The organism is Basfia succiniciproducens (genome assembly GCF_011455875.1).
GTDB classification, from domain to species: Bacteria; Pseudomonadota; Gammaproteobacteria; order Enterobacterales; family Pasteurellaceae; genus Basfia; species Basfia succiniciproducens.
On sequence record NZ_CP015031.1, the window covers coordinates 1,936,368 to 1,948,867 of the forward strand.

Genomic DNA, 12,500 nt, shown 5'->3' on the forward strand with positions numbered 1-12,500 from the left:
AAAAATACCGCACTTTTATGCGGTATTTTATTTGATGATATAAAATTAATGAAAGTAGGCGGCGACTTCAACGAAGAATTTTAATAAAGAGGCGTTTAATAAATCAATAAAGAACGCGCCGACCATAGGTACGATTAAGAACGCTTTATGAGAATGACCGAAATGGGCGGTGACCGCCTGCATATTAGCAACGGCGGTTGGTGTCGCGCCTAAACCGAATCCGCAGTGACCGGCACTTAACACTACCGCATCATAGTCCGAGCCCATTACTCTGTAAGTCACTAAAATAGCAAAGGTCGCCATTACCACCACTTGAAGCGTTAAAATCACAAATACCGGTAATGCCAAGCCCGCCAGTTCCCATAATTTTAACGACATTAAAGCAATGGCTAAGAAAATAGATAAACCGACCGTACCCAATACGTCGATAGTTTGATCCGGCGCGGTGAATTTAAAGACTAAGGTTAAGGTATTACGCAAAATTACGCCGGTAAACAAACACCATACGAAAGTCGGTAATTGGAATGCGGTGCCTTTTGCCAATTCGTCAAGAAATTGCCCCACCAGCAAACAAACCGCCATCATGCTGATGGTTTCGATAATAGCGCGGGAATTTACTTTACGGCGATAAACCGGTTTTTCAAATACTTCTTGTACGTCGTCAACGTTTTCATCTTCCGGCACCTCTTCTTTATGTAAGCGGGTTAACAAAAATCTTGCCACCGGGCCGCCGATAATACCGCCGAATACCAAACCGAAAGTGGCGCACGCCATAGCTAATTCCATCGCGCCCGAAATGCCGAAATCATTGGTTAAGGTTTCCGCCCAAGCCGCACCCGTACCATGACCGCCGGTTAAGGTTACCGAACCAGCAATCAAACCGTAAGCCGGGTCTAAACCTAATGCCATTGAACCGAAAATTCCCACGGTATCCTGAATGGCGATTAACATTGCCGCCACCACTAAGAACATCACTAAGGGTTTGCCGCCTTTGATTAAGCGGGCAAAGTTTGCGCTTAGTCCGATTGAACTGAAGAATACCAACATCATAGTACGCTGTAAGTTGCTGTCAAAACTAAAACTTAATCCCCAGATTTCATGCACGACGGTTAAAACAATTGCAACAATAAAGCCGCCGACAACAGGTTCGGGAATATTAAAATTACTTAACAATTTAACGCGTTTAACTAAGAAATAACCCAATAATAAAACCAAACAAGCGAGCGCTAACGTCTCGTAAGTATCAAAAGTCATAATTATCCTCTAGGCTGAAAAATGCAAAAAACATCAAATCGAGAGAGAAAATTTGCATTCTTTTTATTTAATTAATAGCTGATTTGATGTAATGAAAGTCCGATAATTTATCAGAAAAGCGGTTTTTTCGCCAGGGAAACCCGCTTTTTATGAAAGGAAAACGTTTGCGGAATAGTTTGATTCAGGCGGTTATACCTTTAACCAAAATGTTACCGGTCCGTCATTTGTGAGGCTTACTTGCATATTTTCCGCAAATTTACCCGTTTCAACCCGCACTTTTTCCCCGCATTTTTGTACAAAATATTGATAAAGTTCATTCGCCAGCTCCGGCGGTGCACCTTTGGAGAAACTAGGGCGCAAACCCCGGCCCGTATCGGCGGCTAAAGTAAATTGTGACACCACCAATAATTCTCCGTCGGTTTGTTGTACATTCAAATTCATTTTGTCGTTTTTATCGCCGAAAATGCGATAATTCAGTACTTTTTCGGCAAGTTTATCGGCTTTTTCCTTTGAGTCTTCTTTTTCGACGCCAAGTAAAACCAATAGCCCGCCGCCAATTTGACCGACGGTTTGTCCGTTTACGTCCACTTTCGCTTGGCTGACGCGTTGGATCAATGCAATCATTCTGTTTTTTCCTTAATAGCGGTTAAATTCAGATCACCTGATTTTATCAGGCGCATATCTCCTAAAACGGCGGTAAGTTGCGCCCCTAACAGGATAAAAAGCCAGCTTAATTGAATCCATAATAAGGTAATTGGCAAGGTCGCCATAGCGCCGTAAATTAACTGGTAAGAAGGGAAAGTCGCCATATACCAGGCAAAGGCTTTTTTACCCAGAGTAAAAAAGATAGCGGCGACTAATGCGCCGACAGCGGCATAGCGGAAATTCACTTTTGTATTCGGTACCAAAGTGTAAATCAGACTGAAACTCAGCCATGTCAGTAAAAACGGCACAAAACTTAATAATTTTAAGCCGAAAGGCAGCCCTAAATCACCTTCAAAAGCGATAATAGAACGGATATAGGTATTGATGGCAAAGCTCATGCCGATAAAAATCGGACCGAGGGTAAGCAGCGTCCAATAAATGGTCATGGAAAAAATAAAATTACGGTTTTTACTGTTCCAAATATCGTTAATTGTTCTGTCTATTTGATTTATAAGTAAAAGTGCCACGGCGATTAAACTGATAATACCCACCGCACTCATGCTTTTTGAGTTAACGACAAATTCATCAATATATTGCCCGACAGTGTCGCCGGCAGAGGGTGAGAAATTATCAAAAATAAAGGTTTTTAATTCCGCAGCCGCCTCATTGAACATCGGGAATGCGGAAAAAATAGCGAAGACCACCATCACCAAGGGAACAATGGCAAGCATTGTACTGTAAGTCAGCGCGCCTGCCGCCTGGGTGAGTTTGTTCTGTTGGAAGCGGCAATAGAAAACGGCAAATAATAATTTTAGTTGTGTCATAACAACCCTCCGCAACAGGCTTTAAATTTCTTTCCCGAACCGCAAACACAAGGCTGTTTATTGTTTGGCAGCGGCACGGTCGGATCAACAAAATACCAACGTCCGTTAATTTGCACAAATAAAGAACGCTCGTTATGTACTTGCTTACCTTCATCCGTGGCAAAAAAAGCGTTAAATTCTACCGCACTATGAATTTTTGACAGTTTTTCCCGATGGGAAACAATCTCCAGCCCAATCCAATTTGTGGTTTCCGCCCATTGTTGCAATACAGTCCGATCTAAAAGCTGCTGCTGGCTCGGCACGGTTGTTTCCACTATGTACTCAATCAGTTGTAACACATAGGCGCAATAACGGGAGCGCATAAGCTGTTCGGCGTTCGCCGGCAGGGCCTGACGGGTATGCAAAGGCGCACAGCAATCCGCATATTGTTTGCCGGATTGACAAAGACAGGGTTGTGTTAAAAGTGCGGTCGGTTTTTCCAATTTTTTTGTTCCTTAATATTTTGTTTAAGAATAACATAAATTATTGTATTTTTTGACCGCACTTTGATTTTTCCTTATTATGCTTAACTATAAACCTCTAACGGAAAAAAGCGGATTTTTCTGCATTCTAAGGACTCTTATGACCCAATATACCATTGCTCAAACAAATAAAGGCGTTCAATTAGGCATTACGGCTAAAATGGCAAACCGCCACGGTTTAATCGCAGGTGCGACGGGAACCGGTAAAACCGTGACATTACGTAAACTTGCCGAAGCTTTCAGTGATGACGGCGTGCCCGTTTTTTTAGTTGATGTAAAAGGTGATCTTTCCGGGCTTACGGTGAAAGGCACTCTGCAAGGCAAAATCGCCGAACGCGTCGAACAGTTTAATTTAGGCGGCGAGAACTATTTGAGCGGTTATCCCGTTTCATTTTGGGATGTGTTCGGCGAAACGGGCATTCCGCTTCGAACCACTATTTCGGAAATGGGGCCGATGTTGCTTTCTCGTTTATTAAATTTAAACGCTACGCAGGAAGGATTACTCAATCTGGTTTTCCGTGTTGCCGATGATAAAGGACTGTTGCTTATCGATCTGAAAGATTTGCGCGCCATGCTGAAATTTGTGGCGGAAAATGCAAAAGAATTTCAGGTGGAATACGGCAACGTATCGGCGGCAAGTGTGGGCGCCGTTCAACGAGCGTTATTAACGCTGGAAAACGAAGGTGCGACAAATTTATTCGGAGAGCCCGCACTGAATCTTGAAGATTGGCTGCAAACCCGGGACGGGCGAGGGGTAATTAATATTTTAAATTCAGAAAAACTAATTAATTCGCCGCGTATGTATAGCGCGTTTTTATTGTGGTTAATGGCGGAATTATTCGAGCGGTTGCCTGAGGTGGGCGATCCTGAAAAACCGAAATTCGTCATGTTTTTTGACGAAGCGCATCTTTTATTTGACGGCGCGCCTTCCGCGTTGGTAGATAAAGTCGAGCAGGTTGTGCGTTTGATTCGTTCAAAAGGCGTAGGGATTTATTTTGTCACTCAAAACCCGCTGGATTTGCCTGATACGGTGTTAGGTCAGCTTGGCAATCGGGTACAGCACGCATTACGCGCCTTTACTCCTAGAGATCAAAAAGCCGTAAAATCCGCTGCGGAAACATTTCGTGCCAATCCGCAGGTGGATGTGGTTGAGACCATTTCAACTCTCGGGGTAGGGCAGGCTTTGGTTTCGTTTTTAGATGAAAAAGGTATGCCGACACCGGTGGAAATCGTAAGCATTTTCCCGCCGAAAAGCCAATTAACGCCATTGACGAATGAACAGCGTACGGATTGGGTGAAAGACGATGAGCTTTATCCTCATTATCGCGATTTAGTGGATAATGAGTCCGCTTATGAAATATTGAACGACCAAGCGGTTCAGGCTCAAGTACAACAACAGGTGCAGGATGAAGAAAATAGCGACTTTTTCAGCGGCATGATTTCTTCTATTTTCGGTACGAAAAAGAAAAGCCGGCAAACTGTTGCCGAACAAATGGTAAGTTCCGTCGCGCATCAAGTAGGACGGAACTTACGCAACCAGGTTACCAAGCAGATTCTGCGCGGGATTCTGGGCGCCATTACGAAGAAATAAAAAATAGGCAGACCGCCCGGTTGTGAAACAATGCCTTTCGTTAATGAAAGGCATTGTTCTACGGGATAATCCGATTAAGGTTTAATGTCTCGTAAAATCGGGTTTTGCATCGAAATCAAGGTTTCAGTGGATTGAATTTCTTCAATCAATTGAATTTTTGTTGCCAATACGGAATGCAATTCGGCAATAGTATGGGTCATTACTTTAATAAAAATAGAGTAGTTGCCAGTCGTATAATAAGCCTCAACCACTTCATCAAAGCCCTCAAGCTGTTTTATGACTTTGTCATAATCTTTCGCGCTTTTTAAGATAATGCCGATAAAACAACATACGTCATAACCCAGTTTACGTTCGTCAATTCGTACTTTTGTCCCTTCAATAATGCCGGATTGACGCATTTTTTCTACACGCACATGGATTGTTCCCGGGCTAACGCCGAAATTCTTTGCCATTTCTGCATAGGGAGTTCTTGCATCCTTGGTAAGAACTCGGAGAATTTGCTGATCTAAGCTATCAATTGCGTACATAATTTTATCCTGTTTTAGATTTTATTTAAATAAATTATTAATTATTTGCGATTTGTTTGTATTATAACGAATATTTAATTAAAAGTATTGAATTTTATGCTTTTTATGTTGAATAATATGCAACAAGCGTAGACAGGACGCATAACAGATTAAAAAATATATAAAAAAGGTTTACTCGATGAAAAAATCATTCATTTTACAGCAGCAAGAAATTAGCTTTACAAAGAATACGTTTACGGAAAAATTAGCCGAACATTTAGGTTTGGTTGAAGTTCAAGGTCCTATCCTAAGTCAAGTAGGTAATGGTATTCAAGATAATCTTTCAGGAACGGAGAAAGCTGTTCAAGTAAATGTGAAGATGATCACAGATGCGGCTTTTGAAGTCGTGCACTCTTTAGCAAAATGGAAACGTCACACCTTGGCTCGTTTTGGTTTCGCGGAAGGCGAAGGTTTATTCGTACATATGAAAGCGCTACGTCCGGATGAAGATAGCCTGGATCAAACGCATTCCGTTTATGTGGATCAATGGGACTGGGAAAAAGTGATCCCTGAAGGTCGCCGCAATTTGGATTATTTAAAAGAAACCGTGCGTGAAATTTATGCGGCGATTTTAGAAACGGAAGCGGCGGTAGATAAAAAATACGGTTTGAAATCATTTTTACCAAAAGAAATTACTTTTATTCATTCCGAAGATTTAGTTAAAGATTATCCGGGTATGACGGATAAAGAACGTGAAAACGAACTTTGTAAAAAATACGGTGCGGTTTTTTTAATCGGTATCGGCGGAGTATTGCCTGACGGCAAACCTCATGACGGTCGCGCGCCGGATTATGATGACTGGACAACCACATCGGAAGGCGAATATAAAGGATTGAACGGCGATATTTTAGTTTGGAACCCGATTCTAAACCGCGCTTTTGAGGTTTCTTCCATGGGTATTCGCGTGGATGAAACAGCGTTACGCAAACAGCTTTCAATTACCGGTGATGAAGATCGCTTAAAATTCGATTGGCATCAGGATTTAATTAACGGCCGTATGCCGCTTTCAATCGGTGGCGGCATCGGTCAGTCTCGTTTAGCAATGTTATTATTACAAAAACGCCATATCGGCGAAGTACAGTCAAGCGTATGGCCGAAAGCAGTAATGGAACAATACGAAAATATTCTTTAAACCATTACGGAACCTCCTGATTAAAGCGTCTGAAAAGGCGCTTTAATTTTTTTATACAATGTTAAGTACAGCCGGTTGTTATTGAAGCCAATGTTCAAAAATAATCATTTTATGACCGCACTTTTAATCCGGCAAAGAAAACGTCCTCAAACGAGGACGTTTTTATTATAAACTGATCAATAGTTCAAAATACTCTGCCAATGTTCTTGGCAAGAGAGAACAAATCCTTTATTCGGATTGTGAATAATTTTTAGAAACTAGTTAATCATCGCACTAACATATTTCAGCATTACACCGGCGGCGATAGCCGAACCGATTACGCCCGCCACATTCGGACCCATTGCGTGCATTAACAGGAAGTTTTGATTATCCGCTTCCAAGCCCACTTTATTTGATACACGGGCAGCCATCGGTACGGCAGAAACCCCGGCTGAACCGATAAGTGGGTTAATTTTGTGTTTGCTGAACTTGTTCATCAATTTCGCCATTAACACACCGCTGCCGGTACCGATACAGAAAGCGACAACTCCCAGAATTAAAATCCCTAAAGTTTGCGGTTGCAGGAATTTGTCTGCAATTAGTTTAGAACCTACGGATAAACCCAGAATAATAGTGACGATATTAATTAATGCGTTTTGTGTGGTGTCGCTTAAACGGTCAACCACGCCGCTGACTTTCATCAAGTTACCAAAGCAGAACATACCGAGTAACGGCGCCGCATCCGGAAGTAACAGAGCGACTAAAAGCAATAACACGATCGGGAAAATAATTTTCTCACGGTTGCTTACCGTACGTAATTGAACCATGCGGATTTTACGTTCCTGTTCTGTAGTTAAGGCTTTCATAATCGGCGGTTGGATTAACGGCACTAACGCCATGTAGGAATAAGCCGCTACCGCAATAGCGCCTAATAATTCCGGTGCTAAGCGGCTAGTTAGGTAAATGGCTGTAGGACCGTCAGCACCGCCGATAATACCGATTGATGCCGCTTGAGCTAAATTGAAGCTGATTAACCCGAAATAGTTTAAGGTGAGCGCTCCCAATACGGTAGAGAAAATACCGAATTGTGCCGCCGCTCCTAATAACAAGGTTTTCGGGTTAGCAATTAACGGTCCGAAGTCCGTCATTGCGCCGACACCCATAAAAATGATGAGTGGCGCAACACCGTAACCAATAGCGACATTATAAAATAATGCCAATATACCTGCGCTATAGCCCATATCCACAGCCATTGCTTCAAGTTGTGCATGTTCGGAGGCGGAGATGCCGCTTACCGCCGCTTTTATGGCGGCAGGATCGGCAATCGCCCCCACTTTTGCCGCGATAGCGGCAATTTGGTCGGGAGAACCTAAGTGTAATAAATTATCTAAAGCGGTCATGGCAAGACCCGCTTCAGGAATATTAGACAGTAATCCGCCAAAACCGATAGGCAAGAGTAAAAGTGGCTCGAATTTACGTGCGATTGCAAGCCAGAGTAACAACAAACTGATGAGAATCATCACCGCTTGTCCCCACTCCATGTGCATAACGCCCGTACCTTTCAGCAAAGAAATAATGCTTTCCATACTACTTACCACCTTCTTAAGCTAAAGTCATTAATGTATCGCCTACTGCAACAGCATCACCTGCTTTGACTGCGATACCTTGTACCGTACCTGCTTGAGCCGCTTTAATTTCAGTTTCCATTTTCATTGCTTCAAGAATTAACAATACATCGCCTTCCGCCACTTTTTGACCTTCGGTAGCAACCACTTTCCAGATGTTACCCGCCATAGGCGCGGTGACCGGTGTGCCGCCTGATGCAGGTGCCGCAACCGGAGCCGCTTGCGGTGCAGGAACAGCGTTAGATGTTTGGGTCGGCGCAATATTAGTGATATCGCCGCCTTCGCTTACTTTCACCACAAAGGCTTTACCTTCAAGTTCGACGGTATAAACCGCCGCTCCGGATTGTGCTTTTGGCGCGACCGGAGCGGCAGCTTTAGCCGGAGCCTGTTCAGCGGTCGGAACCGGTTCGAATGCAGCCGGGTTGCCGCGATTTTCTAAGAATTTAAGGCCGATTTGCGGGAACAGAGCAACGATTAATACATCGTCAATTTCATTTTCAGCCAATTTAATGCCTTTTTCCGCCGCTTGTTGTTTTACTTCCGCCGCTAATTTATCCATTTCCGGTGCAATATGATTAGCCGGGCGGTCGGTAATCGGTTGATTACCTTCCAATACGCGGGCCTGTAATTCGGCATTAACCGGAGCCGGCGTGCGACCGTATTCGCCTTTGAGAATACCTGCGGTTTCTTTTGCGATAGTTTTGTAACGTTCGCCCATTAACACGTTGATAACGGATTGAGTACCCACGATTTGAGAGGTTGGCGTAACCAACGGAATATAACCGAGATCTTCACGAACACGTGGAATTTCTTGTAATACCGCATCTAACTTGTCCGCCGCATTTTGTTGTTTTAATTGGCTTTCAAGATTAGTCAGCATACCGCCCGGTACTTGAGCGACCAGAATACGGCTGTCGATACCGCGTAATTGACCTTCGAATTTGGCATATTTTTTACGCACGTCGCGGAAATATGCGGCAATTTTCTCAAGGCTAGGAATATCCAAACCTGAATCGTATTCGGTACCTTGCAATGTCGCTACTAAAGATTCGGTTGCCGGATGACCGTAAGTGCCGGACATAGAAGAAATAGAAGTATCAATACCGTCGGCACCCGCTTCAATGGCTTTTAATAATGCCATTTCCGCCATACCTGTCGTAGAGTGGCAATGTAAGTGGAGTTCAACATCATCGCCGAATTTGCCTTTAATCGCACCGACCAATTCGCCGGCCGCCATTGGATTTAAAATACCGGACATGTCTTTAATGACTAAGCTGTCAATACCTATCTCAAGCAATTGCTCGGTGACGTTTAACCACGTATCTAAAGTATGAACGGGGCTTGTTGTATAACTTAAGGTACCTTGTGCGTGACCACCTTGTTTTTTCACTGCGGTTAAGGCTTGTTGCATATTGCGGGGGTCATTTAAGGCGTCGAATACGCGGAATACGCTCATACCGTTTGCAACGCAACGTTCTACGAATTTATCCACTACGTCATCGGCATAATGACGATAACCTAGTAAGTTTTGACCGCGTAATAACATTTGCAGCGGAGTTTTCGGCATTGCTTTTTTCAACTCACGCAAACGTACCCAAGGATCTTCACCTAAGAAACGGATACAGGAGTCAAAAGTTGCGCCTCCCCAGGCTTCTAAAGACCAATAACCGATTTTATCAAGCTCGGCGGCAATCGGGAGCATATCATCAAGACGTAAGCGTGTTGCAAAAAGAGATTGGTGTGCATCACGAAGAACAACATCTGTAAATTTAATTTTTTTAGTCATAACAAAATCCTATATTTCTAATTAATTTAAGCCTTGAGTACGGCGATGATGTGCTATTGCCGCTACGATAACGGGACGAAGTCTCTCGATATCATCGACTACAGCGGATTGGGTTGGGGTAACGGTTTTTTTCGCTTGTGCGACCGGGATAGGTTCCGGGAAGAATGTATTGATTAGTTTTGAAACGATTCCAATTGCCCAGATAAGAATAAGTAAAAATGTAATTACAAATCCCATCCCCGAAAACATAAGGTTTAACCCTTCTTTAAAAAGCTCTGTTTCTGTCATGTGGTACCTCTCTTAAAACAAGCTTACATATATTACCTATTTTTAAGTAACAAAAAGGTGAAATAGATCACAGAGTGAGCGATTTAATCAAAATTTATTAATATTAAAGGTGATAAATTTTTTAAATTGTATTATTTCATGAAATTTTGATTAATAATTATACTAATTCCGTTGGTATAGCCCGTTTTGTTGGCAAATCAAATTCTGCAATTCTAATTCCAGTAATTGTACTAGTAATTCATTGACGTTTAATCCTGTGGCATTTATTAAGTCATCAATACTTATCGGCAAAGACGAAATATGTTTATATAATTCAGGATAACTGACCTGCACTTCGGGTGCAGCCAGTTGAGCGGTTTGTACCTGCGAGCGTACTTTTGCCGGCGGACGGTAATTTATTGAAAAGTGCGGTAGATTTTCGAGAATATCCGAGATTCGTTCCACAAGCATTGCCCCTTGCTTTATTAATGTGTGGCAACCTTGGCTGTATTGATTTTGAATATTGCCGGGAATGGCAAACACTTCTCGGTTCTGTTCTAAGGCGTAGCGTGCGGTAATCAATGAACCGCTGCGTTCCGTGGCTTCTACAATAAGAGTAGCAAGAGAGAGACCACTTATAATGCGGTTGCGGCGCGGGAAATTTTCCGCTATCGGCGGATGAGTCGGAAAAAACTCAGAAACGAGAGCACCGTTCGTTTCAATAATACGGCGGGCGAGTTTTTTATGTCTGGCAGGATAAATGTGCTGTAAGCCGCTGCCTAATACCGCAATAGTTTGCCCTTGTTGCTCAACTGTCGCTTGGTGGCAGAATCCGTCAATGCCTAATGCCAGCCCGCTGGTAATAACAAACCCGGTCGCTGAAAGTTCCGAAGCAAAATATTTTGCCCAATATTCGCCGTAATCCGAGCAATTCCGGCTACCTACGATGGCAATTTGCGGCTGTGTTAAAAGTTCCGGGTTGCCTTTAATAAATAACAGTGGTGGTGCGCTGTGGATTTGCTTTAATAATTCGGGATAATTTTCCTGCCGGTAATGCAGAATGTGTTGTTCGGGCTGTTCATTCCAGCGCAACGCCGGTTCTAAATAACGCATATTCGGGTTAAGCCAAGTTTGGATTTGTTGATCGTTCCAACCGATTTTACGCCATTCGGCGGCATCAAATTCGCGCAATTGTTCTGCAGAATATTGTGCCAATAATTGCTGAATTGTCGCAGCGCCCAATTTCGGTACTTGGTATAAACGTAATAGGGTTTGAGTAAAATTATCCATAAAATGACCGCACTTTTTAGCCTAATTGCCTGAACGAAATTATAAAGTGCGGTCATTTTTTACTAAGTTTTTGTTGTAAATAAAAACGAATTTTGCGATACGGCTCGAAAAATTATGAAATTTATCCGGCATTTTCCGTTTGCAAACTATCCCAGAAGGCCTTTATTAAAGGTAGTTCCAGGCTTTTTTTCTGCACGCAGACACCAAGTTCAAAGGGTTCTACCGGAATATCCAGCGTTAATGAGGAAACCTGAGAATTCATCGGGCTGTTTTTTATTACGACATCGGGCAGTAAGGCTAAACCGCAACCTAACGCCACCATAGAAACGATACCTTCATGCCCGGCTACGGTGGCATAAATTTTCGGGTGTTTGATTTTCTGCTGGCGGAACCACTGGTCAATGCGTTGGCGCGCGGGCCCTTCCACCGGCAAGATAAACGGAATCCGTTGCCAGTCAATGGGCGAATGTTGTAATAACTGAGTTGCCGGGCAGGCGATTCGCGGCGCAATTAAGGAAAGGCTGATATCGTCAATATAATGAAATTTTATGCTGTTCGGTAAATGCAGCGGGCGCCCGGAAAGGGATAGATCAACCTGTTGGCTTTGCACTTGATGTAAAGCAAGGGCGGGATCGCCGGTCATTAATTTAATTTCCACTTTAGGATAACGAAGGCGGAATTTTTCTAACACCTGAGGAAGGTGGCTGTACGCCGCCGTTACCGAGCAAAATACTTTTAATTCACCGTTTAATTCGTCTTCATTATGATGAATTTGTTGTTTGAAATGTTGCCATTGATTCCAGCTTTGTTGGGCAAAAATCTTAAATTTTTCACCGCACTCCGTAAGCTGAACTCTGCGGTTATCCCGTAAAAACAACGGCTCGCCCAATTCGTCTTCCATACGCTGAATCTGGCGGGAAAGCGTTGAGGTGGACATATGGTTTTGTGCGGCGCTACGGCTGAAATTTTGCGATTCCGCCAGATGCAGAAATAATTTGAGTTCATTAAATTCCATGGGCT

12 protein-coding genes are annotated in these 12,500 nt (G+C 43.2%); 2 read left to right on the forward strand and 10 right to left on the reverse strand.

Features of this window, described 5'->3' with window-relative positions; translation table 11 throughout:
• Positions 1 to 45: 45 nt before the first annotated feature.
• The 4 genes from gltS to A4G13_RS09050 form a co-directional block, all read right to left on the reverse strand.
• Entirely contained in the window at positions 46 to 1,254 is a 1,209-nt protein-coding gene (gene gltS / locus A4G13_RS09035; RefSeq protein WP_011199214.1) for a sodium/glutamate symporter, read from the reverse strand.
• Between the two features lie 189 nt (positions 1,255 to 1,443).
• Entirely contained in the window at positions 1,444 to 1,878 is a 435-nt protein-coding gene (gene dtd, locus A4G13_RS09040) for a D-aminoacyl-tRNA deacylase (protein WP_090655300.1), read from the reverse strand.
• Positions 1,875 to 2,723: a virulence factor BrkB family protein gene (locus A4G13_RS09045; RefSeq protein WP_041639421.1), complete on the reverse strand. Its 849-nt coding sequence runs from the start codon at positions 2,721 to 2,723 to the stop codon at positions 1,875 to 1,877. Before A4G13_RS09045 ends, dtd begins: the two co-directional genes overlap by 4 nt.
• Entirely contained in the window at positions 2,720 to 3,205 is a 486-nt protein-coding gene (locus A4G13_RS09050; RefSeq protein WP_090655302.1) for a YchJ family protein, read from the reverse strand. Before A4G13_RS09050 ends, A4G13_RS09045 begins: the two co-directional genes overlap by 4 nt.
• Before the next feature lie 139 nt (positions 3,206 to 3,344).
• Here A4G13_RS09050 and A4G13_RS09055 point away from each other — a divergent pair, with 139 nt between their 5' ends.
• The gene (locus tag A4G13_RS09055) at positions 3,345 to 4,835 is read left to right on the forward strand and encodes a helicase HerA-like C-terminal domain-containing protein (protein ID WP_090655305.1); all 1,491 of its coding nucleotides are present in this window, start codon (positions 3,345 to 3,347) and stop codon (positions 4,833 to 4,835) included.
• A 74-nt stretch (positions 4,836 to 4,909) separates the two neighbouring features.
• On the opposite strand, the gene asnC is transcribed toward A4G13_RS09055, so the two are convergent.
• Positions 4,910 to 5,362, reverse strand: coding sequence for a transcriptional regulator AsnC (asnC, locus tag A4G13_RS09060; protein ID WP_011199219.1), 453 nt, complete (start codon positions 5,360 to 5,362; stop codon positions 4,910 to 4,912).
• Positions 5,363 to 5,540: 178 nt separating this feature from the next.
• On the opposite strand from asnC, the gene asnA reads away from it, so the two are divergent.
• A complete protein-coding gene (gene asnA / locus A4G13_RS09065; protein ID WP_011199220.1) occupies positions 5,541 to 6,533 on the forward strand; it encodes an aspartate--ammonia ligase in 993 nt (330 codons plus the stop codon).
• 257 nt (positions 6,534 to 6,790) lie between these two features.
• Here the strand turns inward: asnA and A4G13_RS09070 are convergent, their stop codons facing one another.
• From A4G13_RS09070 to ilvY, 5 genes are all read right to left on the reverse strand, one after another.
• Entirely contained in the window at positions 6,791 to 8,098 is a 1,308-nt protein-coding gene (locus A4G13_RS09070; protein WP_090655308.1) for a sodium ion-translocating decarboxylase subunit beta, read from the reverse strand.
• A 16-nt stretch (positions 8,099 to 8,114) separates the two neighbouring features.
• Positions 8,115 to 9,923, reverse strand: a complete 1,809-nt coding sequence (gene oadA, locus A4G13_RS09075; RefSeq protein ID WP_011199223.1) for a sodium-extruding oxaloacetate decarboxylase subunit alpha — start codon at positions 9,921 to 9,923, stop codon at positions 8,115 to 8,117.
• A 21-nt stretch (positions 9,924 to 9,944) separates the two neighbouring features.
• Positions 9,945 to 10,211 (reverse strand): oxaloacetate decarboxylase subunit gamma, encoded by a 267-nt coding sequence (locus A4G13_RS09080; RefSeq protein ID WP_090655311.1) that lies wholly within the window; start codon positions 10,209 to 10,211, stop codon positions 9,945 to 9,947.
• A 162-nt stretch (positions 10,212 to 10,373) separates the two neighbouring features.
• Positions 10,374 to 11,480, reverse strand: a complete 1,107-nt coding sequence (gene dprA / locus A4G13_RS09085; protein ID WP_090655315.1) for a DNA-processing protein DprA — start codon at positions 11,478 to 11,480, stop codon at positions 10,374 to 10,376.
• Between the two features lie 121 nt (positions 11,481 to 11,601).
• Complete coding sequence (gene ilvY, locus A4G13_RS09090) at positions 11,602 to 12,495, reverse strand: HTH-type transcriptional activator IlvY (RefSeq protein ID WP_090655318.1); 894 nt, start codon at positions 12,493 to 12,495, stop codon at positions 11,602 to 11,604.
• Between the last annotated feature and the right edge of the window lie 5 nt (positions 12,496 to 12,500).